The following is a 22,558-nucleotide window of genomic DNA, read 5'->3' as shown; positions in this document are numbered from 1 at the left end:
CCGCCCGCACCGGGCGGGGGCCGTCATCGTCTGTGACCAATCAGCCACTGCCGAACCCGCGGCGTACGCTTCGCTTTGCGATAACCTGACGCCGGTCTCTCGACGTCGAGAGATCATCCTCGGCTCCAGTGCGCCGGTGTGCCTGGGGCACCTGGCGATTTGCTGGAGAAGGTAGAAATGACCCGCACCCCCGTCAACGTCACCATCACCGGAGCGGCCGGCCAGATCGGCTACGCGCTGCTCTTCCGCATCGCCTCGGGCCACCTGCTCGGCGCCGACGTGCCGGTGAACCTGCGCCTCCTGGAGATCCCGCAGGGCCTGAAGGCCGCCGAGGGCACCGCGATGGAGCTTGTCGACTGCGCCTTCCCGCTGCTGCGCGACATCAAGATCACCGACAACGCCAACGAGGCCTTCGACGGCGCCAACGTCGCCCTGCTGGTCGGCGCCCGTCCGCGCACCGCGGGCATGGAGCGCGGCGACCTGCTGCAGGCCAACGGCGGCATCTTCGGTCCGCAGGGCAAGGCCATCAACGACCACGCCGCGGACGACATCAAGGTCCTGGTCGTCGGCAACCCGGCCAACACCAACGCCCTGATCGCCCAGCGCAACGCCCCGGACGTGCCGGCCGAGCGCTTCACCGCGATGACCCGCCTGGACCACAACCGCGCGCTCGGCCAGCTGGCCCTCAAGACCGGCGCCGCCGTGTCGGAGATCAAGAAGGTCACCATCTGGGGCAACCACTCGGCCACCCAGTACCCGGACATCTTCCAGGCCGAGATCGCCGGCAAGCCGGCCTTCGAGGCCGTCGGCGCCGACCAGTCCTGGCTGGAGGGCGACTTCATCCCGACCGTCGCCAAGCGCGGCGCGGCGATCATCGAGGCCCGTGGCGCCTCCTCGGCCGCCTCGGCCGCCAACGCCGCCATCGACCACGTGTACACCTGGGTCAACGGCACCGCCGAGGGCGACTGGACCTCCATGGGCGTCGTCTCCGACGGCTCCTACGGCGTCCCGGCCGGCCTGATCTCCTCCTTCCCGGTCACCACCAAGGACGGCGCGTTCGAGATCGTCCAGGGCCTGGAGATCTCCGACTTCTCCCGCGGCCGCATCGACGCCTCGGTCCAGGAGCTGGTCGAGGAGCGCGACGCGGTCGCCGGGCTCGGCCTCATCTGAGTCGTCCGGGCCCGGCATCCGGGCCCGATCCCGGCACGACCTTCGACGGCCCGCCGCCTCCTTCACCGGAGGCGGCGGGCCGTCGCCCTACACTGACCCGCTGTGAACGAAACCCTGGAGGACGCGGCCCTCGTCCTCGTCTTCATCATGTTGGGTGGCCTGTTCAACGTCGCCGAGATCTCGCTGATCTCGCTGCGCGAGGGCCAGATCAGGTCGCTGGAGGCGCGCGGTACCCGGCGCGCGGCACGGGCCGCACACCTGGCCGCCGACCCGAACCGCTTCCTGGCCGCCGTGCAGGTCGGGGTGACCTGCATGGGCTTCCTCTCCGCCGCCTTCGGCGCGGACACCCTGGCCGGCAAGGTGGCGCCGCTGTTCGTCGGGGCCGGCCTCTCCGAGGGCGTCGCCGACGCGCTCGCCCTGGTCGGCCTCACCCTGCTGATCAGCTACGCCTCGCTGGTGCTCGGCGAGCTCACCCCCAAGCGGATCGGCCTCCAGCGCGCCGACTCCATCGCCGTCCTCGCCGCCCCGGTGGTCGACGTGATGTCGGTGGCGCTGCGGCCGGTGATCTGGCTGCTCGGCCACTCCACCAACCTGATGGTCCGCCTGCTCGGCGGCGACCCGGCGGCCGGGCGCGGGTCGATGAGCTCCGAGGAGCTCCGCGGACTGGTCGCGACCAACACCGAACTCGGCAGTGACGAGCGGGCGTTGATCGCGGACGTGTTCGCCGCCGGGGAGCGCCAGCTGCGCGAGGTGATGGTCCCGCGCACCGAGGTGACCTTCCTCGACGCCGAACGCCCGCTCGCCGAGGTCCGCGAGCAGGCGGACTCCTCGCCGCACTCGCGCTACCCGGTGGTCGAGGGCAGCTACGACGCGGTCACCGGCTTCGTCCACGTCCGCGACCTGTACGGCGTCCGCGGCGAGCAGGCGGTGAAGGTGCGCGACCTGGCCCGCCCGATCAAGCTGCTGCCCGCCACCCTGCGGGTGCTGGCGGCGATGGGCGAGATGCGCCGCGAGGGCCACCACCTGGCCATCGTGGTGGACGAGTACGGCGGCACCGCCGGCATCGTCACCCTGGAGGACCTGGTCGAGGAGGTGATCGGCGAGATCCGCGACGAGTACGACACCCAGGAGCCGAGCACCACCCGCCGGCTGGCCGGCGGCGGCATGGAGCTGGACGGCCTGCTGAACCTCGGCGACTTCACCGAGGAGACCGGCGTCACCCTGCCGGAGGGTCCCTACGAGACGGTGGCCGGCTGTCTGGTGGCGGCTCTCGGCCGGCTGCCCGTCGACGGTGACCAGGTCAGGATCCCGATCGGGGCCGAGGAGGTGCGGCTGACGGTGACGAAGCTGGAGGGCCGGCGGATCGCCCGGGTCGGGGTGAGTGCGGTCACACTGGCGGAACCTCCGGGGGAAGAGGTTTCCTGACCGGTCGGTGGAACTGGAACAATGGCCCGCATGGTCAACGCAGCGGTCACTGGTCCGGTCAAGGACCGTCCCCGGGTGCTCTCCGGCATCCAGCCCACCTCCGGCTCGTTCCACCTCGGCAACTACCTCGGTGCCGTCCGCCAGTGGGTCGATCTCCAGGAGGCCAACGACGCCTTCTACATGGTGGTCGACCTGCACGCGATCACCGTGGAGCAGGATCCGGCGACGCTGCGCCAGAACACCCGGATCTCCGCCGCCCAGCTGCTCGGTGCGGGCCTGGACCCGGAGCGCTGCACCCTGTTCATCCAGTCCCACGTGCCCGAGCACGCGCAGCTCGGCTGGGTGATGAACTGCCTCACCGGCTTCGGCGAGGCCTCCCGGATGACCCAGTTCAAGGACAAGTCCGCCAAGCAGGGCGCCGCGAGCACCTCCGTCGGCCTGTTCACCTACCCGATCCTGCAGATCGCCGACATCCTGCTCTACCAGGCGGACGCGGTGCCGGTCGGCGAGGACCAGCGCCAGCACGTGGAGCTCACCCGGGATCTCGCGGAGCGCTTCAACACCCGCTACAGCCCGACCTTCACGGTGCCGAAGCCGTACATCCTGAAGGAGACGGCGAAGATCCAGGACCTCCAGGACCCGGCCGTCAAGATGAGCAAGTCGGCCTCCTCGGCCAAGGGCCTGGTCAGCCTGCTGGACGAGCCGAAGGTCAGCGCCAAGAAGTTCAAGAGCGCCGTCACCGACACCGGCACCGTCGTCTCCTACGACGAGGAGGAGAAGGCCGGCGTCTCCAACCTGCTGCGCATCCACTCCGCGCTCAGCGGCCAGTCGGTCGAGCAGCTGGTCGCGCACTTCGAGGGCCGGATGTACGGCGCCCTGAAGACCGAGCTGGCCGAGCTGTTCACCGAGTGGGTGACGCCCTTCCAGGAGCGCACCCGCAGCTTCCTGGACGACCCGGCCGAGCTGGACCGGGTGCTGGCGATCGGCGCGGAGAAGGCCCGCGCGGTGGCGTCGCAGACGCTGGAGACGGTGTACGACCGGATCGGCTTCCTCCAGGCCGCCAAGCGGTGACGCCGCCGACGAGCCTGCCCGATGGTGGCGGCAGCGACTCGCCCTTCGCCTCCGAGCGCTTCGACCCGGCGCGCTCCTCGGCCCTGGGCGGGGAGGTCGTCACCATCGGCGTGTCCGTGAGCGTCCCGGATCCGTACGGCTCGGCGATCCAGGACGCGCGGGCCGGGTTCGGCGATCCGCTGGCCCGGTCGATACCCACGCACGTGACCCTGCTGCCGCCGACCGAGGTGGCGGCGGCCGAACTGCCGAAGATCGAGGAGCACCTGGCGGCGGTGGCCCGGACGCACCGGCCGTTCCGGATGCTGCTGCGCGGCAGCGGTACGTTCCGCCCGGTCTCGCCGGTGGTCTTCGTCCGGGTCGAGGAGGGCGCCCAGGAGTGCCGGCTGCTGGAGGCGGACATCCGCTCCGGCCCGCTGGCCCGGGAGCTGGCCTTCCCGTACCACCCGCACGTCACGGTGGCCCACGGCCTGTCCGAGGACGCGCTCGACCAGGCGTACGAGCGGTCCCGCGGCTTCCGGGCGGCCTTCGCGGTGCCGGGCTTCGGCCTCTCCCGGTTCGACGCCGACGAGGTCTGGCGCCCCTGGCGCTCCTACGACTTCGCCTGACCCGCGCGCCGCGGCCGGACCGCCCCGGGCCCGGACCGCCGCACGGCCCGTACCCACCGCACTGCCCGTACCGCCGCGCGGACAGGACCGCCGCGCGGACAGGACCGCCGCACGGCCCCTACCGCCACCGGGTCAGGACGTCCCCCGGGTGCCCGCCAGGCCGAGGTCGAGCATCCGGTCGACCACCCGGCGGGCGGCTCCGCCGTCCTCCAGCCCGCAGTGCGTCGCGCGGAAGGCGCGGTATCGCTCCCGATGGCCGGCCGGCGGCCCGGAGCCGTCGTCGGCGAGCCCGCGCAGCGCGTCGAGCAGTGCGGCCGAGGTGCGGACGAGCGGGCCGGGGGCCTGCGCCTCGAAGTCGAAGGAGAAGCCGCGCAGCGTGTCGCGGTAGTGCTCCAGGTCGTAGGTGAAGAAGAGCACCGGGCGGCCGGTGATCGCGAAGTCGAACATGATCGACGAGTAGTCGGTGACCAACACGTCCGCGATCAGCAGCAGTTCCTGCACGTCGGGGTAGTCCCCGCAGTCGAAGACGAAGCCGTCCCCGGTGCCCGGCAGCGGCTCGCGGACGTGCGCGTGCGGGCGGATCAGCAGGACGTGGTCGCGGCCGAGGGACCGCCGGGCGTGCGCGAGGTCGATCCGCAGGTCGAGCCGGAACCCGTCGCCGTCGTCGCGTCGCTGGTCCTCGCGCCAGGTCGGGGCGTAGAGCACGACGCGCCGGCCGTCGGGGATGCCGAGCCGGCGGCGGACGGCCGCGGCCCGCCCGGTGTCCGGCCGGGCCAGCACGTCGTTGCGCGGGTAGCCGGACTCCAGGATCTCGCCGCGGTAGCGGAACGCCCGGCGCAGGATCGGGGTGGCGAACGGGCTGGGGGAGAGCAGCAGGCTCCACTGCGGGGTCTCCCGGTCGAGTGCCTCCAGGTAGCCGTGGTCGGCGAGCCAGGGGTTCTCGACGTCGTGCGCGATCCGCTTGAGCAGCGAGCCGTGCCAGGTCTGGACGACCACCTGGCCGTCCCGGCGGGCCAGGAAGTCGGGGAAGTGCGTGTTGCCGACCAGGTAGCGACTGGTGGCCAGCGCGCGGTACCACTCGGGGCTCCAGACCCGCACCGCGCGGACGCCGGGGGGCAGCTCGGCCTGGGCGTCGTCGACCGCCCAGAGGTGCTCCAACGGCTCGCCGCGCCGGGCGAGTTCGGCGTGCAGGGCGCGCGGTGAGTCGGCGTACCCGCGGCCGCCGAACACGTCGTACAGCACGGCCTCGCGCAGCGGCTCCCGGCGGGCGGCCGGGTACGCGCCGGCGCGCTGGCGGGCCTGCGTCCAGGCGCTGCGCTCGGCGGGGGAGAGGACGGGGGTGGAGTCCACCAGCAGGGTGTCGTGCCAGCGCCGTTGGAGCAGGATGCGCTTTCCGCCGGCCCCGGTGGCGGCGGGCAGCGCGCGGAGCGCCGCGGGGGCGGCGATCAGCGGTCGCGGCGGTCCGGACCGGCCGGCCGGGTGCAGCGAGGCCTCCCAGACGCCCTTGCGCAGGGGCAGGGCGGTGCCGTCGGAGCCGGTGCGGGTGGCGGGCAGCCGGACCAGGAAGCGGCCGTCCGCACCGCGGTCGACCGGGTGGCGGACCTCGCCGGCGGTCCCGGTGTGCCGCAGGACGAGTTCGAGCGGACCGCGGCCCGGGCAGTGCCCGGTGAGTTCGAAGCCGCCGGCCCGGACGGCGATCCGCTCGACGTAGCCGGCGGCGGGTTGGACGCAGAGCTGGAGCCGGCCGTCGGCCAGGTGCTTCAGGTAGAGCACCCGGTCCGGGGCGCCGGGCAGGGCGTGCTGGCCGGCCACCGGGCCGCGCCGCTCGTCCAGGGCGAGCTGCTCGGTGGAGCCGTCCGGGCGCAGCAGTTCGGCCTCCCAGTGCTCCAGGTGGCCGGTGCCGCGCCCGTCGGCGGTGAACGGCCGGTACGGCAGGAGGACGGCGAAGGTGTTTCCGGTCCGGGCGACCGGCCGCAGCAGGACGGCGTCGCTCTCCCGGTGGCGCAGCCGCAGCGCGGTGCCGGGCGGGCAGTGCTCGGCGGTGCCGCGCAGGTCGAGGCCGTCCGCGGCGGGGGCGGCGTGGGTGAGCCGGACGCCGGGGCGTTCGAGCCGCAGCCGCAGCCGGCCGTCGGTGAAGTGCGGTTGGAGGCGGACGTCGTGGTCGACCCAGCGGGCCGGCGGGTACTCGCCTGAGCCGCACCAGTGCGGGGCGAGGGTGCCGTACTGGCGGCGCAGCCGGGTGGGCCGGGGGCGGGTGAAGAGGGTCGCCCCGATCTGCCAGTCGCCGAGCAGCCACTGTTCGCCGCGCCGGAGCCGGCGCGGTTCGACCAGGGCGGTGAAGCCGGACCAGTCGTGGTTGTGGTCGGGCTGGGCGCTGTCGTCGGTCACCTCGGGCAGCCGGCGTGGCCGGGAGCGCAGATGGACGGGTGGTTCGTCGTCCTCGCGGAGCAGGGTCAGCCAGGTCCAGGCGGAACCGGGGCGGGCGGTGTCCAGGTCGTCGGGGCGGGCGAAACCGGTGAGTTCGAGGCCGCGGCCCGTCCAGCGGGCGCGCAGCAGGCCGAAGGCGACGCCCTCGTCGGGGGACGGTAGGTGGTCGTGCGTGTCGGGGGCGGTGTGCGGGAGGACGAACCGCGTGAGGACTGGCATGGGGGTGGCCCTTCGGAACGGGATCCCGATCCATGGCGGTGGTCCGGGGGCCCTTCGTGCCGAGGGAAAGCGGACGGGGGGCCGATTCGATATCGAATACCGAAATGACGCCCGGGGTCAACTGAACCTCCTGGTGGAATGGATTGGAAATTCGTTTGCGAAACACGTGTTCGACTGCAATATTCACGTAAAGGACAGGTGCTTCTCGGGGAACTCCCGGAAAACGCGAAGGCGCCCGACGCGGAATTCGCGTCGGGCGCCTTCGGGCGGTACCGGTTACTGCTGGCGGAGCATCCCGTCCACCACGCGCGCCGAGGCCTGGCCGTCGTCCAGGTCGCAGTACGCCTCGCGGAACGCGGCGTACTTCTCGGCGTACTCGCCGCTCAGCTCGTCCACCCGGCCCAGGGCGGTGACCAGCTCCTCGGAGGTGGCCAGCAGCGGGCCGGGCACCTCCGCCTCGTAGTCGAGGCTGAAGCCGCGCAGGTTGTCGCGGTAGTGCTCCAGGTCGTGCGTGAAGAACAGCACGGGCTTGCCGGTCGCGGCGAAGTCGAACAGGGTCGCCGAGTAGTCGGTGACCAGGACGTCCGCGATCAGCAGCAGCTCTGCCATGTCGGGGTAGCTGCCGACGTCCCAGACGTAGCCGTTGCCGGCGCCGGGGATCTGGCCGCACATCACGCTGTGCCGGCGGACCAGCAGCACCTGGTCGTCGCCGAGCGCCGCCCTGGCCGCCTCCAGGTCGATCCGCAGGTCGATCTGGTAGCCGCCGTTCGGCCGGCGGCGGTCCTCACGGAAGGTCGGCGCGTAGAGCACGACCTTCTTGCCCTCGGGCAGGCCGAGCCGCTCGCGGACCTGCTCGGCGGTCTTCTCCCGGTCGGGGGCGAACAGCAGGTCGTTGCGCGGCGCGCCGCTCTCCAGGATCTCGCCCTTGAAGTCGAACGCGCGGCGCAGCACCGGTGCCGACCAGCTGTTGCCGGCCACCAGCATGCTCCAGTTCGGGACCTCCTTGGCGACGCCCTTCAGGTAGTTGGCGTCGGTGAACCAGACCTTCTCGTAGTCGTACCCGATCTGCTTCAGCGGGGTGCCGTGCCAGGTCTGCACGACCACCTGGCCGGGACGGCGGACGAAGAAGTCCGGCAGGTGCGCGCTGGTGACGATGTACTTGGCGGTGGCCAGGGTCTCGAACCACTCGGGGCTCCAGAGCCGGATCGCGCCCGCCGTCTGCGGCAGTTCGGCCTGCAGGTCGTCGCTGCCCCACAGGTGCTCCAGCGGCAGGCCGCGGCGGACCAGCTCCTCGTGGATCGCCCGCGGCGAGTCCGCGTAGAGGCCGCCGAGCGCGACGTTGTAGAGCACGGTGTCGCGCAGCGGGAGCCGGCGGGCCGACGGGTAGTCGACGGTGCGCAGCTGGCGCTGGCGGTAGCCGCTGCGCTCCTCGGGCAGCAGCGCGGAGTGCGACTCCAGCGAGAGGCCGTCGTAGTGGCGGCGCTCCAGCACGATCCGCTTGCCGCGCGACTCCACCTCCAGCGGCAGGGCGCCGAAGCACCCCGGCGCGATCAGCGCGTACCGGGTCGCGAGCGTGTCGACCGGCTCGCCGAGCGGGCGGAAGAAGACGTCCCAGGTGCCCTGCGCGAGCGGCACCCGGCCGGCGAAGGAGGCCGTCGGCACCGCCGGCAGCGCGGCCCGGAACCCGCCGTCCGCGATCTCCACGGGGTAGACGTGCTCCTCCTCGCGCCAGTTGTGCCGCACGACCAGCTCCCAGCGGTGCGTGCCGGCCAGCGGGAAGGTGCCGGCGAGCAGGAAGCCGTCCGCGCCGCGCGAGGTGACCTCGGTGACCACCGGCTGCAGCAGCTGGTCGGAGAGCTGGAGGTAGCCGCTGGGGGAGGGCTTCGAGTACAGCGCGCGGCGCTCGTCGACCGGGGCGTCCGGGTTCAGCGCCAGGTGCAGCTGCTCGGGCGCGTTGCGGTCGTCCCAGGCCACCGGCACGGTGCTGCCGTCGGCGAGCAGTATGGCGGTGTCCCAGCGGTCCCGGGCCCGCTCCGGGGCGATCGGGTCGAGCTCGGCCCAGGCCTCGCGGACGGCGGTCAGCTCGTCGATCGGGCAGTCCACGGTGAACGGCTGGAGCGTGCCGACCGGGGCGGTGAGCTCTAGCGGGTAGACCACCTCGCGGTCCGACTCGACGTGGGTCAGCCGGAAGCGGGCCCCGGCGAGGTTCGGGCCGGAGCGGGCCGCACCGGAGATCTCCAGCCGGCCGTCCCGCACGGCCAGCCCGGTCACCCTGGTCCGGACCGTCTCCACCCGCAGGTAGACGCTGCCCTCGCGGACCCACGGCACGATCCGGACGTCCGGCTCGACCCAGTGCGCGGGGAGGTACTGGGCGGTGTCGCTCCAGCCCGCCCAGATCCGGCCCTTGTAGACCCCGCCCTTGCCGGCGCCGGCCACCAGGACGCGCCAGTTGCCGTCCTTCCACTGGCCCCGGTGCTTGAGCCGCTTGGGGTCGATGGCGGCGGTGAAGCCGGCCCAGTCGCAGTGGTAGAGGTCGTGGTGGCAGGTGGCGGTGGCCTCCGGGCTGTACTGCGTCTTGGTCGGCACGGCCAGCACGCGGCGGCCCTTGGCCTCGCGCAGCACCAGCACCCGGACCATGTCGTGCCGGTTCTCGGCGCCCAGCTGCTCCGGGTACGCGTGGCCGGTCAGGTGGAGCTTGCCGCCCTCCCAGGCCGACTCGTACAGCCGGCTGCGGATCACCAGCGAGTTGTCGAGCTTGAGGATGCCGGCCGGCACGCTCTTGCGCCCGCCGCGCAGGAACGGGTAGTCGGCGTACGGGCGCAGCAGGCCGCGGGCGGCGACGCCGCCGTTGCTCTCGCCCTCGTACTTGATCTGCTCGACGAACTCGTCGATCCGGCCCGCCAGGGTCAGGTGGTACTTCAGCCGCAGCGGCGCGCGCAGCTTGCGGACCTGCTCGGGGCCGATCGCCCGGAGCAGCCGGCTGACGTTCTTCTGGTAGGCGTCCCGGTACTCCTTGTCGCCGTCCACGACGGACCAGAAGAACATCGGGATCTCCTCGACGAGGGTGTTCTCGTCGTAGGAGTGCAGGTACTCGGCGAAGCGCGGGTCGGTCTGCTTCTTCAGCCAGGTGCGGACCAGCTCCACCGAGGTGACGCGGTCGATCAGGCCCTTGGGGTTGGTCCGCATCTGCGTGATCGACATCTCGCCGACCTCGCGCTCGCGCCAGTGGTAGATCGGCTCGGAGAGCACGTCCACGCTCTTGGCGAGGTAGTGGTGCGGCACGCTGACCGGGGCGTCCTCGTACAGGATGCCCTCGGGGTAGAGGATGCCGGCCGCGTCGAAGAAGGAGCGCCGGTACACCTTGTTCCACGCCGTGCGGTCGGTGACCAGCGCGGGGATCTCGGTGATGTGGGTCTTGAGCTTGGTCTCCTTGAACGGCCGCGAGTGCCCGCCGGACTGGTAGTAGCCCACCGCGCGGAACCGCAGCACGTTGCCGGTGGCGAAGTCCGAGCCGGTCTCGTCGAGCGTGTTGATCATCAGCTCGTAGGCGCTCGGCGGCATCGAGTCGTCGGAGTCGACGAAGCAGAGGAACTCGGCGTCCGGGTCGATGTGGCGGATGCCGGTGTTGCGGGCCGCGCCGAGGCCCTTGTTCACCTGGCGGACCAGCCGGAACCGGGAGTCCTTGGCGGCGTACGCCTCGGCGAGTGCCGCGCTGCCGTCCTTCGAACCGTCGTCGACCATGACGCACTCGAAGTCCGTGAAGGTCTGGGCGGCGATCGAGTCGAGGCATTCCACGAGGTAACGCTCGACGTTGTAGATCGGAACGACGATGGAGAGGCGGGGAGCCATCGGCTACGCAGGCCTTTCTTGGGAAGGAGCGTGGCAGCCCGGTGGGGGTCTGGCCGCACTTTGAACCGGTGCGTACGTGCCCGACGATCCTACCGTCCGGCCCCGGCGGGTCTCCGGGGTCCCGGGACCGCAGCGCCCGCCCGGGCGCGGTGGGTCCGGCCGAGCGCGGGCCACTACTCTGTGCCCATGCCCCGCTTCAGCGTCATCGTCCCCGTCCACAAGGTCGAGGAGTACCTCCCCGAGTGCCTCGACTCGGTGCTCGGCCAGGGCGGTTCGGACTTCGAACTGATCGCGGTGGACGACCGCTCCCCGGACGGCTGCGGCGCGATCCTCGACGAGGCGGCCGCCAGCGACCCGCGGGTACGGGTGCTGCACCTGGCGGAGAACGTCGGCCTCGGCCGGGCCCGCAACGCTGGCCTGGAGGTCGCCACCGGCGACTACGTGATCTTCCTGGACAGTGACGACACGCTGACCCCCGGCCTGCTCAAGGCCGTCGACGACCGGCTGGCGACCGGCGGCGACCCGGACGTCCTGGTCTACGACTACGCCCGCACCTACGCCGACGGCCGGATCACCCGGGCCGCCTCGGCGCACGTCTTCGGCGCCGACTCCCCGGACGTCTTCGACCTCGACCGCCGCCCCGACCTGCTGGACCTGCTGCAGGTGGTCTGGAACAAGGCCTACCGCCGCGGCTTCATCGCCGAGCAGGGCCTCACCTTCCCCGCGGGCTACTACGAGGACACCCCCTGGACCTACCCGGCGCTGCTCGCCGCGGCGAGCATCACCCTGCTCGACCAGGTCGGCGTGCACTACCGCCAGCGCCAGGAGGGCGGCAACATCCTCGCCACCGCCTCGCGCAAGCACTTCGACGTCTTCGCCCAGTACGACCTGGTCTTCGCCTTCCTGGACGGCCGCCCCGACCTCGACCGCTGGCGCCCGGTGGTCTACGGCCGGATGCTGCACCACCTCAACACCGTGGTCTCCAAGCCCGGCCGGGTCCCGCCCGCCGCCCGCCGCGAGTACTTCCGCCGGGCTGCCGAACACTGCGCCCGGCTGCGCCCGGCCGGCTACACGCCGCCCGCCGGGGCGGCGGGCGTGCGCACCGAGCTGCTCAGCCACGGCCGCTACGGCGCCTACCGGACCGTCCGCGTGCTGGCCCGGGCCCGCCGGCTGCTGAAGCGCTGACCCGCCGACAGGGCCCGCCCCCGCCGGCCCCGACGGCCTCCACGGCCCTTGCCGCCCGCCGAGCCTGACGGCCGTTCGGGCGAACGGCCGGTATAACCGGACGGGTGGACTTCCTCACCCGCCTTCCGGTCGTCGGCCCGCTCGTGGCGTGGGTCCTGCGCAGCCGCCCGTACCGCGTCTACGAGCACTTCACCGCCGCGCGCGGCAACCGGCTGGCCGGCGCGATCACCTTCTTCGGCTTCCTGGCACTCTTCCCGCTGCTCACCGTGGCACTGGCGATCGCGGTCGCGACGCTGACCGACTCCCGGGTGGACGAGCTCCAGAAGCGCATCTCCGACCAGCTGCCGGGGATCTCGGACGCGCTCAACCTGCCCTCACTGGTGGCCAACGCCGGCGCCGTCGGTCTGGTGAGCGGCCTGCTGCTGCTGATCTCCGGCCTCGGCTGGGTGGACACCATGCGCACCGCGATCCGGGACGTCTGGCAGCTGCCCGACGAGGAGGGCAACCCGGTCCTGCGCAGGGTCTGGGACTGCGTGGTGCTGGGCGGCCTCGGCCTGGTCTCGCTGTTCTCCCTGGCGGCCTCGGCCGCCGGGACGACGCTGGCCGGCCGGATCGCCGGCTGGATCGGCCTGGGGACGGGCGGGGCCGGCGGTTACCTGCTGACCGGCGTCGGCCTGCTGATCGCGGTCGCCTCCGACATGGTGCTCTTCGCCTACCTGCTGGCGCCGTTCCCCCGGATCGGCGGCCAGCGACGGCGGGACCTGCTGCGGGGCGCGCTGATCGGCGGGGCCGGCTTCGAGCTGCTGAAGATCCTGCTCGCGTCCTACCTCGGCTCGGTCGCCGGGAAGAGCATCTACGGGGCCTTCGGTGTCCCGGTGGCGCTGCTGCTCTGGATCAACTTCGTCTCCCGGCTGCTGATGTACTGCGTCGCCTGGACGGCGACGGCCGACCCGGCCGCCGCCCGGGACCGGGCCCGCGAGCGGGCCGCGGCCATGGTGGAGGCGGCGGACGAGGCCGAGGCGGCGGAGGCGGCGGAGCGCGTCGGCGCCGCGGGCGGCGAAGGCGGCGACGGGGACGGCAAGGCCGGCAAAGGCGACAACGGCGGCGAGGACCGCGGGCCGGAGGCCCGGCCCCAGGAGTGAGGCCGGGCGGGGCGGTGCCGGTTCAGGAGGGCCGGCGCCGCCGCAGCAGGAGCAGCGCACCGGCGCCGCCCACCGCGAGGGCGAGCCCGGTCCCCACCCAGCCGACCGGGCCGAGCCCCGGGCCCCCGTCGCCCCCGTCGCCGCCCGGAGCGGCCTGGGCGGACGCCGTGGCGGCGGGCGACGGGTGCGGCGGCGGCGCGGGCACGCCGGCGGTGCCGCCCGCCTGCCCGGTCGGCGTCGGCTCACCGGCCGGTGCCTCGTCCACCAGCCGGCCGACCGGCGTGACCTTGTCGGCCGCCGCGAACCCCCAGTCCAGCAGCGCCGCCGTCTCGTCGTAGACCTTCTGGTACGTCGACGGGTGCATCACCGTCACCAGCAGGGTGCGGCCGTTCCGTTCGGCGGCGCCGACGAAGGTCGACCCGGCCTCGGTGGTGAAACCGTTCTTCACGCCGATCAGGCCCGGGTACTTGCCGAGCAGCCGGTCGGTGTTGGCGATCCCGAAGCTGCCCCGCTGGCCGGTGTTCTTGTCCACCGCGCCGGGGAACACGGCGTCCCGGGTGGCGCAGTACATCCGGAAGTCGGGATTGCGCAGCCCGGCCCGGGCGAACAGGGTCAGGTCGTAGGCCGAGGAGAGCTGGCCGTCCATGTCGTAGCCGTCCGGGGAGACCACCGTGGTGTCCCGGGCCTGCAGCGCGTTCGCGCGGGCCTGCATCTCGGTGACGGTCTGCTGGATCCCGCCGTTCATGTGCGACAGGACGTGCACCGCGTCGTTGCCGGAGCTGAGGAACACCCCGCGCCAGAGGTCCTCGACCTTGTAGTCCAGGTCCTCCTTGATGCCGACCAGGCTGCTGCCGGCACCGATCCCCTGGATCTCGGCGTCCGCGACCCGGTGCACCAGGTTGCGGTCGAACTTGGGCAGCACGGTGTCCGCGAAGAGGATCTTCAGGGTGCTGGCCGGCGCGAGCCGGCGGTGCGGACTGTTGGCCGCCAGCACCTCCCCGGACGCCGCGTCGGCGACTATCCAGGACTGCCCGGTGAGATCTCCCGGCAGGGCCGGCGCACCGGCCAGCGGGGCGACCTGGACACCGGAGAGCCCCAGCCGCTCGCCGCCGATCGCGGCCGGCGGGGGAGGCGGCTCGTGCGGGGCCGCGACGGCCGCCGGGGCGGCGAGCAGGACGGGGAGCGCCGCGGTGTACGCGGCGAGCAGGTGTGCGAGCTTACGGCGTGTGGGCACCAGCAGACCGTACCCAGTCCGGGGGCCTGCCGTCCGGCCCGCCGGGTCCGTCCTCCGCAGGAGGGGGCCGCCGTACGCCGAACGGACGCCCGCGCATACTGGAGCCGCACACCATCTTCACGTCAGCCGCCGAGGACCGTCCATGAAGCTCAGCCGCCGCACCTCCTGGTTCCTGACCGCCTTCGGCGTCTGGTCCATGATCATCTGGATCACCTTCGTCAAGAACCTCTGGAAGGACTCGGGCGGCCAGGCCTTCACCGACGGCGACCACTCGCAGCCGACCGCCTTCTTCTGGATCCACCTGCTGCTCGCCGTGACCTCCTTCGTCCTCGGCGTCGCCGTCGGCGCGGTGGGCGTCCGCGGCCTGCGCGCGACCCGGCGCGAGCCGGTCGCCGACTGACCGTTCGTTCCCGTCGCCGAACGGCAGACGACGCAGGCCCCGCCCGGTCCGAGGATCCTCGGACCGGGCGGGGCCCGCGTCGTGCGGGGCAGGGCTCAGAAGCGACGGGTGACCAGCGCCCGCTTCACTTCCTGGATCGCCTTGGTGACCTCGATGCCACGCGGGCAGGCCTCCGAGCAGTTGAAGGTGGTCCGGCAGCGCCAGACGCCCTCACGGTCGTTAAGGATCTCCAGCCGCTGCTCCGCACCCTCGTCGCGCGAGTCGAAGATGAAGCGGTGCGCGTTGACGATCGCGGCCGGGCCGAAGTACTGGCCGTCGTTCCAGAAGACCGGGCAGGACGACGTGCACGCGGCGCACAGGATGCACTTGGTGGTGTCGTCGAACCGCTCGCGGTCCTCGGCGGACTGCAGGCGCTCGCGGGTCGGGTCGTTCCCCTTGGTGATGAGGAACGGCATGACGTCCTTGTACGCCTGGAAGAACGGGTCCATGTCCACGACCAGGTCCTTGAGGACCGTGAGGCCCTTGATGGCCTCGATCGTGATCGGCTTCTCCGGGTTGACGTCCTTGATCAGGGTCTTGCACGCCAGCCGGTTGCGGCCGTTGATCCGCATCGCGTCGGAGCCGCAGATGCCGTGCGCGCAGGAACGGCGGTAGGTGAGGGTGCCGTCCTGCTCCCACTTGATCTTGTTGAGCGCGTCCAGGACGCGCTCCTTCGGGTCCAGGGTCAGCTGGTAGTCGACCCACACCGGGTCCGGGTGCTCCTCCGGGTTGAACCGGCGGATCCGGAAAGTGACGGTGATCAGCTCGATGCCGCCCGCCTCGGCCGCGTCCAGAGCGGCCGAGTGCTTCTCCACGGTAGGAGTGCTCATCAGTACTTACGCTCCATCGGCTGGTAGCGGGTCGTGACGACCGGCTTGTAGTCGAGGCGGATGGAGGTGGTGCCGTCCTCGGCAACCTCCTGGTACGCCATGGTGTGCTGCATGAACTTCACGTCGTCACGGGTCGGGAAGTCCTCGCGGTAGTGACCGCCGCGCGACTCCTCACGGGCGAGCGCGGAGACGGCCAGCACCTCGGCCAGGTCGAGCAGGTTGCCCAGCTCGACGGCCTCCAGGAGGTCCGTGTTGTAACGGTAGCCCTTGTCCTGGATGGCGACGTTCTTGTAGCGCTCGCGCAGGGCGGCGATGTCCTCGACCGCCTGCTTCAGGGTCGCGCCGGTGCGGTAGACCATGGCGTTGGTGTCCATGGTCTCCTGCAGCTCCTTGCGGATCTGCGCCACGGACTCGGTGCCGGTGGACTCGCGCAGGCCGTCGACCAGCGCCTGCACCTTCTCGGCCGGGTTCTCGGGCAGCTCGGTGTAGTCCACCGTCTGCGCGTAGTCGGCGGCGGCGATGCCCGCGCGCTTGCCGAACACGTTGATGTCCAGCAGCGAGTTGGTGCCCAGGCGGTTGGCGCCGTGCACCGAGACGCAGGCGACCTCGCCGGCCGCGTACAGGCCCGGGACGACGTCCGTGTTGTTGCGCAGGACCTCACCCTCGACGTTGGTCGGGATGCCGCCCATGGCGTAGTGCGCGGTGGGCTGGATCGGGATCGGGTCCGTGTAGGGCTCGATGCCGAGGTAGGTGCGCGCGAACTCGGTGATGTCCGGGAGCTTGGCGTCCAGCTGCTCCGGCGGCAGGTGGGTGAGGTCCAGGTAGACGTGGTCGCCGTCCGGACCGCAGCCGCGGCCTTCGCGGATCTCGGTGTAGATCGCGCGGGAGCAGACGTCACGGGACGCGAGGTCCTTCATGACGGGGGCGTAGCGCTCCATGAAGCGCTCGCCGTCCTTGTTGCGCAGGATGCCGCCCTCGCCGCGGGCGCCCTCGGTGAGCAGGATGCCCATGCGCCAGATGCCCGTCGGGTGGAACTGGAAGAACTCCATGTCCTCCAGCGGCAGGCCGCGGCGGTACACCAGGGCCTGGCCGTCACCGGTGAGGGTGTGGGCGTTGGAGGAGACCTTGAAGAACTTGCCGGTGCCGCCGGAGGCGAACACGACCGACTTGGCCTGGAAGACGTGGATCTCGCCGGTGGCCAGCTCGTACGCGACGACGCCGGCCGTCTTGCCCTCGTTGATCAGCAGGTCGAGGACGTAGTACTCGTTGAAGAACTCGACCCCGTGCTTGACGCAGTTCTGGAACAGCGTCTGGAGGATCATGTGACCGGTGCGGTCCGCGGCGTAGCAGGACCGGCGGACCGGGGCCTCGCCGTGGTTGCGGGAGTGACCGCCGAAGCGGCGCTGGTCGATCCGGCCCTGCTCGGTGCGGGAGAAGGGCAGACCCATCTTCTCCAGGTCGAGGACGGCGTCGATGGCCTCCTTGCACATGATCTCGGCGGCGTCCTGGTCGACCAGGTAGTCACCACCCTTGACCGTGTCGAAGGTGTGCCACTCCCAGTTGTCCTCCTCGACGTTGGCGAGGGCGGCGCACATGCCGCCCTGGGCCGCGCCGGTGTGGGACCGGGTGGGGTAGAGCTTGGTGAGCACCGCGGTGCGGCTGCGCTGGGTCGACTCGATGGCCGCGCGCATGCCGGCGCCACCGGCGCCGACGATGACGGTGTCGTACTGGTGAATCTGCATGGGGGGTTAACTCGCCTCTGGCCTCTGCCGATTAGATGTTCGGGTCGAAGGTGAAGATGACCAGGGTGCCGAGCAGCACGGTGAAGACCGTGGCGGCGCCCATGAGGCCCTTCAGCCAGAGCCGGGTGGAGTCCTTCTCGGCGTAGTCGTTGATGACCGTCCGCATGCCGTTGGCGCCGTGGAGCATGGCGAGCCAGAGCATCAGGAGGTCCCAGCCCTGCCAGAACGGCGAGGCCCAGCGGCCGGCCACGAAGGCGAAGCCGATCTTCGAGACGCCGCCGTCGAGCACCAGCATGATCAGCAGGTGGCCGAGGATCAGGACCACCAGGACGATGCCGGACAGGCGCATGAAGAGCCACGCCAGCATCTCGAAGTTGGTCCGGGTGCGGCGCGGGGTCTTCTTGGTCCGCTGGCGGGCCGGCTCGACCACAAAGGCGTCGGCCGGGTTGCCGGTGCCGAGACCCTTGCCGGTGTGCGCCTGGGCGGAGGGGACCACCAGGGCGTCGGAGTATTCCGTGGTCATGTCTCAGATCACTTCCCGAACCAAGAGGTCAGCGTGTGCTGAAGGATCGGGTAGAAGGCGCCCGCCATCAGGACGACCCACACCCCGACCACGGTCCAGAGCATCTGCTTCTGGAACTTCGGACCCTTCGACCAGAAGTCGACGGCGACGACCCGAAGGCCGTTGAGGGCGTGGAACAGGATGGCGGCCACCAGGCCGTACTCCATCAGGTTCACCAGGGGCGTCTTGTACGTCTGAATCACAGAGTCGTACGCCTCGGGCGACACTCGCACCAGTGCGGTGTCCAGGACATGAGCGAACAGGAAGAAGAAGATGAGGACGCCGGTGACTCGATGAGCCACCCAGCTCCACATGCCTTCCCGGCCGCGGTACAGCGTTCCAGCCGGCACGGAAAAAACCCTCCGGAAGCGATTGGGGGCTCGGCCGGCTTCGGTGTCGGTCAGCCCGGCCGGGTACGGTCCACCGGCCGCCAGCATCCTATCGACGCGTTATTGGGAACCGCCTCCGGGGGCCCAAGGTGTGATCAATCAGGCACGACTGGCCTAGTGCGACGGGAACCCGGGCGGTTTTCACCACTCAGCGTGACGGCTCGGTTGCGCTACCGTGGCCGCCCGCTCCGTTGCCGACACCCTGCCGAGGCCCCCGTGTCGCTCAGCCCGCCCCGCCGCCCGTCCGCCGCCGCGGTCTGCGTCCTGCTGTTCGCCGCGGGCTGCACCACGGTCGGCGGCTCCGCCGACCGGGCCGCGCCCGCGCGCGAGCTGTCCGCCGCGGAGCTGCGGGCGGCCGCCGTGGCCGACGGCGATCTGGGGGCCGGGTACACGGTGACGGTGATGACGCCCGGTCACGGCGAGACGGGCTCGGGCGGGGGCCGGGAGGTCTCCGACCTGCCCGCCTGCCAGCCGCTGCTGGACGCGGTGACCCCGGCGGTGGCGGTGGGCGGCGCCACGTCCTCGCCGGGCCCGGGGGAACCGTACGCGGAGACCGATCTGAGCGTGGCGCGGGCGGTCGACCCCAAGGGCGGCGTGTACGGAGGGCTGCTCGGCTACCGGGCCGGGCGGGCGGCGCAGCTGCAGTCGGAGCTGGAGAAGCTGTTCGGCCCGTGCGCCTCGTTCGTCTCCAGTGCTCCGCCGCCGCCGGCGGAGCAGAGCCACAGGCCGGTGCGGACCAGGCACCGGCTGATCCGGGACGACACGCCCACGCCCGGGGGAGCCGACGCGGTGACCGGGTTCACCCTGACGAGTGAGTCGGGCAGCGTGATGCTCGCCCAGCGTGCCGTGGTGGCCCGGGTCGGCCCGGTGCTCGCGGTCCTGACGACGGTCGGCGTCGGCGCGGAGCCCGCCCCCGCGCCGGACGATCGGATCGTCCGGCAACAGGTGGCGAAGCTCCGCGCCGCGCAGGCGCGCCGGTGAGGGCGGGGCCGGCTCAGCGTGCCCCGGCCCCGGAGTGGGTGGCGACCAGGTGCTCCAGGCGGGTCAGGGCGATCCGGCGCAGCTCGTCCGAGGCGATCAGCCGTTCCTCGTCCCGGTCGTGCGCCAGTCGCGTGCGGATCGAGCTGAGCACGGTGTCGAGCATCTCCTCGGGGGCCACGCCTTCCAGGCAGACCACGAAGACGTGCCCGAACCGGGCCTCGTACGCGGCGTGGGCGGCGCGCAGGGCGGTGTGTGCCGCCTGGCTGCCGGGTGCGCGCATGCCCAGGAGGGGCTGCGGCATCCAGCTCTCGTCCGCCAGTGCCTCGGCCAGGTCGGCCGGTCGCAGGTCGTAGGAGGCCTCGCTGGCCGCGGCCAGCAGGGACTCTATGTCGGGGTAGGGCCGGTGGGCGGTGAGCCGCAGGGCCCAGCGGTGGCTGCCGCAGCAGGCCAGGAGAGCCTCCTCGGCCGCGCCGGCGTCGGCTTCGTTGAAGCGGTGCAACCCGAGGAGGGTCGGCTCGGAGCTGGGATCGAGCCGCGGTGACGGGATGTCGCTGGCCAGCGGGTCCTCCTCGTGAGGGCGGGAAGGTGCCGGTGAAGGGGGTGGTGGAGCAGGTGAAGTATGAGGCTCCGGGGCGATGTCACGAGACCCGCCGGGCAGCGGCTCAACGGTAGTTGAGCGGTCATCAGTTGGGGAGGGCGCACGCCGAATTCATCCGATCGAGCTATCAAGTTGTGACGTTGACACCTTGGTGTCAGCGCCCTCCCCATGTTCATCTGCTCATGATCCGGGCTTTCGGGGGCAGTGCCCCTCAGGAACAGCGCGTCCCGGCCGCCGGCATCGTGCCCTCGACGAGGTACGCCTCCAGCGCGGCGTCGATGCAGGCGTTGCCCTTGCCGAACGCGCCGTGACCCTCGCCGACCCGGGTCAGCAGGCCGGCGTTGGCGAAGCCCTTGGCGAGCGCCTCGGAGGAGGCGTACGGGGTGGCCGGGTCGCCGGTGCTGCCGACCACCAGGATCGGCGCGCTGCCCTCGGCGCGGATGGTGTGCGGCTGCTCCGTCGTCTTGAAGGGCCAGTAGGCGCAGGACGGCTCGCTGTAGTCGTCCACCGAGACGCCCTTGGACAGCAGCGGGGCCTCGGCCTTGAGCCTGGCCACCGCCTGCTGGGCACGCTCGGGGGTCGGCGCCGGGCGGACGCGGTCGGCGCAGCTGATCGCGCTGTTGGCCTCCTCCATCGGGCTGTAGTGGCCGTTCTCGTCGCGGCCGTTGTACTCGTCGGCGAAGGCCAGCAGGTAGTCGGCCTTCTTGCCGAGCATCGCCCAGCCGAGCGCGTTGCGCAGCGGCGTCCAGGTCGTCTTCTCGTCGCCGTAGAGCATCTCGGTGGTGCCGGTCCAGGCGAGGTCGGAGCCGAGCTTGCGGCCGTCCTTGGCGGTCATCGGGTGGTCGCGCAGTCCGTCGAGGAAGTCGGCGGCCTTCTGGGCGGCCTTGGCCGGGTCCTTGCCGAGCGGGCACTCGGCCGCGTGGTTCTGCACGCAGTCGGCGGCGAACCGCTCGAAGGACTTCTCGAAGCCCACCCGCTGGTCGATGCCGTGGTCCAGCCCGTCCTGGGCGGGGTCGACGGCGCCGTCCAGGATCAGCCGGCCGGTGTTGCGCGGGAACTCCTCGGCGTAGAGCGCGCCGAGGTAGGTGCCGTAGGAGATGCCGAGGTAGTTGAGCTTCTTGTCGCCGACGGCCGCGCGCAGCACGTCCAGGTCGCGGGCTGTGTTGCGGGTGCCGACGAAGGGCAGCAGCTTGCCGGCCTTCGCCTGGCAGGCGGCCGCGTGCTCGGTGGCGAACGCGACGTGCTCGGCCTTGCGGGTGGCCGGATCCAGCGACGAGTCGCGCTGGTTGGCCTCGTCGTGCTGCTTGTCGTCGTAGCAGACCACCGGCGAGCTCTCGCCGGTGCCGCGGGGGTCGAAGCCGACCACGTCGAAGCGGTTGTGCAGGGTGCCGTCGTACTGCTTGGCGCCGTACTTGACCATCTCGATGCCGGAGGCGCCCGGGCCGCCCGGGTTGACCATGAGCGAGCCGATCCGCTGGTCCGGCCTGGCGGCCGGAAGCTTGATCAGCGCGATGTCGAGGGCGTCGGTGGCGGGACTGGTGTAGTCGAGCGGGACGTGCAGCTTGCCGCAGAGCAGCCCGGATATGTCGATCTTGGCCCTGGCGGCCTGCGGGTCGGCCGGGCAGGCGGCCCAGGCGATCTGCTGGCCGTAGAACGGCTTGAGGGCCGGGTCGTCGGCGCCGGTGGGCTTGGGGGTCGGCGTCGGCGTCGCGGTGGCCGTCGGGGCGGCCGGGGCGGCCGGCGGGGTCGCGACGGCCTGGTCCTGGGCGGGCTTGGGGCTGTCGTCGCAGGCGGAACCGAGGAGCAGGGTGCCGGCCGCGAAAGCGGTCAGCAGAAAGCGCGGGCGGGCGGCCCGAAGAGATCTCATCGCACGTATGTATCACTGCCGGGTGACACGTTCGATCATGCCCCCCGGCCGGTGGGCCGCCCGCCCCGCGCGGCCGGTGTCAGGCCCGGTGCACCTTGTGGTTGGCGGCCTGGGCGCGCGGGCGCACCACCAGCAGGTCGATGTTGACGTGCGAGGGCCGAGTGACCGCCCACGCGACGGTGTCCGCGACGTCCTGGGAGGTCAGCGGCTCGGCGACGCCCGCGTACACGGCCGCGGCCTTCTCCTCGTCACCCCGGAAGCGGGTGACGGCGAAGCCCTCGGACTTCACCATGCCCGGGGCGATCTCGATCACCCGGATCGGCTCCCCGCAGAGCTCCAGCCGCAGCGTGGCCGCGATGGTGTGCGCCGCGTGCTTGGCCGCCACGTAGCCGCCGCCGCCCTCGTACGCGGTCAGCGCCGCGGTGGAGGAGAGCACCAGCACGGTGCCGTCGCCGCTCGCCCGCAGCGCGGGCAGCAGCGCCTGCGTCATGTGCAGCACGCCGAGCACGTTCACCTGGTACATCGCCAGCCAGTCGGCCGGGTCGCCGGCCTCGACCGACTCGGCGCCGATCGCCCCGCCGGCGTTGTTGACCAGCACGTCCACCCGGCCGACCTCGGCCGCGAAGGCGTCCACGGCCGTCCGGTCGGTGACGTCGAGGGTGTGGGCGCGGCCGCCGAGCTCCTTGGCGAGCTCCTCGATCCGCTCGGTGCGGCGGGCGGTCAGCACCACCTCGAAGCCCTCGGCCGCGAGTCGGCGGGCGGTCGCCGCGCCGATTCCACTGCTGGCTCCGGTGACCACGGCCACCTTCTGCTCGGTCATTGC

At 72.1% G+C, this 22,558-nt stretch carries 17 protein-coding genes and 1 pseudogene; 8 read left to right on the top strand and 10 right to left on the bottom strand.

Going from position 1 to position 22,558, the window contains the following annotated elements; all coding sequences use genetic code 11:
* Positions 1–177: 177 nt before the first annotated feature.
* The 4 genes from AB0J08_RS12780 (at position 178) to AB0J08_RS12765 (ending at position 4,271) form a co-directional block, all read left to right on the top strand.
* Positions 178–1,170 (top strand): malate dehydrogenase, encoded by a 993-nt coding sequence (locus AB0J08_RS12780; RefSeq protein ID WP_360631454.1) that lies wholly within the window; start codon positions 178–180, stop codon positions 1,168–1,170.
* Positions 1,171–1,272: 102 nt separating this feature from the next.
* Positions 1,273–2,595 (top strand): hemolysin family protein, encoded by a 1,323-nt coding sequence (locus tag AB0J08_RS12775; RefSeq protein WP_360631451.1) that lies wholly within the window; start codon positions 1,273–1,275, stop codon positions 2,593–2,595.
* 30 nt (positions 2,596–2,625) lie between these two features.
* Complete coding sequence (gene trpS / locus AB0J08_RS12770; RefSeq protein WP_360631448.1) at positions 2,626–3,666, top strand: tryptophan--tRNA ligase; 1,041 nt, start codon at positions 2,626–2,628, stop codon at positions 3,664–3,666.
* A gap of 83 nt (positions 3,667–3,749) precedes the next feature.
* The gene (locus tag AB0J08_RS12765; RefSeq protein WP_360631650.1) at positions 3,750–4,271 is read left to right on the top strand and encodes a 2'-5' RNA ligase family protein; all 522 of its coding nucleotides are present in this window, start codon (positions 3,750–3,752) and stop codon (positions 4,269–4,271) included.
* Positions 4,272–4,403: 132 nt separating this feature from the next.
* Here AB0J08_RS12765 and AB0J08_RS12760 read toward each other — a convergent pair whose 3' ends face one another.
* Together AB0J08_RS12760 and AB0J08_RS12755 are read right to left on the bottom strand one after the other, a co-directional pair.
* On the bottom strand, positions 4,404–6,917 hold the full coding sequence (locus AB0J08_RS12760) for a CDP-glycerol glycerophosphotransferase family protein (protein ID WP_360631445.1): 2,514 nt from the start codon (positions 6,915–6,917) through the stop codon (positions 4,404–4,406).
* A gap of 276 nt (positions 6,918–7,193) precedes the next feature.
* Entirely contained in the window at positions 7,194–10,766 is a 3,573-nt protein-coding gene (locus tag AB0J08_RS12755; protein ID WP_360631442.1) for a bifunctional glycosyltransferase family 2 protein/CDP-glycerol:glycerophosphate glycerophosphotransferase, read from the bottom strand.
* Positions 10,767–10,952: 186 nt separating this feature from the next.
* On the opposite strand from AB0J08_RS12755, the pseudogene AB0J08_RS12750 reads away from it, so the two are divergent.
* A pseudogene (locus tag AB0J08_RS12750) lies at positions 10,953–11,807 on the top strand (glycosyltransferase); the annotation flags it as partial.
* A 248-nt stretch (positions 11,808–12,055) separates the two neighbouring features.
* Positions 12,056–13,093 carry a YihY/virulence factor BrkB family protein gene (locus AB0J08_RS12745; protein WP_360631439.1) on the top strand — a complete coding sequence of 346 codons (1,038 nt, stop codon included), beginning with the start codon at positions 12,056–12,058 and terminating at the stop codon, positions 13,091–13,093.
* 22 nt (positions 13,094–13,115) lie between these two features.
* On the opposite strand, the gene AB0J08_RS12740 is transcribed toward AB0J08_RS12745, so the two are convergent.
* Positions 13,116–14,327 (bottom strand): D-alanyl-D-alanine carboxypeptidase, encoded by a 1,212-nt coding sequence (locus AB0J08_RS12740; RefSeq protein WP_360631436.1) that lies wholly within the window; start codon positions 14,325–14,327, stop codon positions 13,116–13,118.
* A 142-nt stretch (positions 14,328–14,469) separates the two neighbouring features.
* Between AB0J08_RS12740 and AB0J08_RS12735 the strand changes: the two genes are divergently transcribed.
* Positions 14,470–14,727 (top strand): hypothetical protein, encoded by a 258-nt coding sequence (locus AB0J08_RS12735; protein ID WP_360631433.1) that lies wholly within the window; start codon positions 14,470–14,472, stop codon positions 14,725–14,727.
* 95 nt (positions 14,728–14,822) lie between these two features.
* Here AB0J08_RS12735 and AB0J08_RS12730 read toward each other — a convergent pair whose 3' ends face one another.
* From AB0J08_RS12730 to sdhC, 4 genes are read right to left on the bottom strand one after another with little or no spacing between them, the layout of a single operon-like run.
* A complete protein-coding gene (locus AB0J08_RS12730; protein ID WP_360631430.1) occupies positions 14,823–15,596 on the bottom strand; it encodes a succinate dehydrogenase iron-sulfur subunit in 774 nt (257 codons plus the stop codon).
* The gene (gene sdhA, locus AB0J08_RS12725; RefSeq protein ID WP_360631427.1) at positions 15,596–17,338 is read right to left on the bottom strand and encodes a succinate dehydrogenase flavoprotein subunit; all 1,743 of its coding nucleotides are present in this window, start codon (positions 17,336–17,338) and stop codon (positions 15,596–15,598) included. Before sdhA ends, AB0J08_RS12730 begins: the two co-directional genes overlap by 1 nt.
* 31 nt (positions 17,339–17,369) lie before the next feature.
* Entirely contained in the window at positions 17,370–17,861 is a 492-nt protein-coding gene (locus AB0J08_RS12720; RefSeq protein WP_360631424.1) for a succinate dehydrogenase hydrophobic membrane anchor subunit, read from the bottom strand.
* Between the two features lie 8 nt (positions 17,862–17,869).
* Entirely contained in the window at positions 17,870–18,250 is a 381-nt protein-coding gene (gene sdhC / locus AB0J08_RS12715; protein WP_360631421.1) for a succinate dehydrogenase, cytochrome b556 subunit, read from the bottom strand.
* 255 nt (positions 18,251–18,505) lie between these two features.
* On the opposite strand from sdhC, the gene AB0J08_RS12710 reads away from it, so the two are divergent.
* Positions 18,506–19,270, top strand: coding sequence for a hypothetical protein (locus tag AB0J08_RS12710; protein ID WP_360631418.1), 765 nt, complete (start codon positions 18,506–18,508; stop codon positions 19,268–19,270).
* A gap of 13 nt (positions 19,271–19,283) precedes the next feature.
* On the opposite strand, the gene AB0J08_RS12705 is transcribed toward AB0J08_RS12710, so the two are convergent.
* The 3 genes from AB0J08_RS12705 to AB0J08_RS12695 all read right to left on the bottom strand — a co-directional run bounded on the left by AB0J08_RS12705 (position 19,284) and on the right by AB0J08_RS12695 (position 22,555).
* Complete coding sequence (locus AB0J08_RS12705) at positions 19,284–19,769, bottom strand: 2-oxo-4-hydroxy-4-carboxy-5-ureidoimidazoline decarboxylase (RefSeq protein ID WP_360631415.1); 486 nt, start codon at positions 19,767–19,769, stop codon at positions 19,284–19,286.
* Between the two features lie 310 nt (positions 19,770–20,079).
* Positions 20,080–21,735 (bottom strand): alpha/beta hydrolase, encoded by a 1,656-nt coding sequence (locus tag AB0J08_RS12700; RefSeq protein WP_360631412.1) that lies wholly within the window; start codon positions 21,733–21,735, stop codon positions 20,080–20,082.
* 79 nt (positions 21,736–21,814) lie between these two features.
* On the bottom strand, positions 21,815–22,555 hold the full coding sequence (locus AB0J08_RS12695; RefSeq protein WP_360631409.1) for an SDR family oxidoreductase: 741 nt from the start codon (positions 22,553–22,555) through the stop codon (positions 21,815–21,817).
* Between the last annotated feature and the right edge of the window lie 3 nt (positions 22,556–22,558).

Source organism: Kitasatospora sp. NPDC050463 (assembly GCF_040655255.1).
Taxonomy (GTDB): domain Bacteria; phylum Actinomycetota; class Actinomycetes; order Streptomycetales; family Streptomycetaceae; genus Kitasatospora.
Note: the sequence above shows the minus strand (reverse complement) of the source record. Positions and strands in the feature narration are given on the sequence as shown.

Bases quoted from the DNA above. Each gene is read 5' to 3' on its own strand.
- AB0J08_RS12720 (WP_360631424.1), bottom strand. From the start codon at position 17,861: ATGACCACGGAATACTCCGACGCCCTGGTGGTCCCCTCCGCCCAGGCG.
- trpS (WP_360631448.1), top strand. From the start codon at position 2,626: ATGGTCAACGCAGCGGTCACTGGTCCGGTCAAGGACCGTCCCCGGGTG.
- sdhA (WP_360631427.1), bottom strand. From the start codon at position 17,338: ATGCAGATTCACCAGTACGACACCGTCATCGTCGGCGCCGGTGGCGCC.
- AB0J08_RS12780 (WP_360631454.1), top strand. From the start codon at position 178: ATGACCCGCACCCCCGTCAACGTCACCATCACCGGAGCGGCCGGCCAG.
- AB0J08_RS12695 (WP_360631409.1), bottom strand. From the start codon at position 22,555: ATGACCGAGCAGAAGGTGGCCGTGGTCACCGGAGCCAGCAGTGGAATC.
- AB0J08_RS12735 (WP_360631433.1), top strand. From the start codon at position 14,470: ATGAAGCTCAGCCGCCGCACCTCCTGGTTCCTGACCGCCTTCGGCGTC.
- AB0J08_RS12755 (WP_360631442.1), bottom strand. From the start codon at position 10,766: ATGGCTCCCCGCCTCTCCATCGTCGTTCCGATCTACAACGTCGAGCGT.
- AB0J08_RS12760 (WP_360631445.1), bottom strand. From the start codon at position 6,917: ATGCCAGTCCTCACGCGGTTCGTCCTCCCGCACACCGCCCCCGACACG.
- AB0J08_RS12700 (WP_360631412.1), bottom strand. From the start codon at position 21,735: ATGAGATCTCTTCGGGCCGCCCGCCCGCGCTTTCTGCTGACCGCTTTC.
- AB0J08_RS12730 (WP_360631430.1), bottom strand. From the start codon at position 15,596: ATGAGCACTCCTACCGTGGAGAAGCACTCGGCCGCTCTGGACGCGGCC.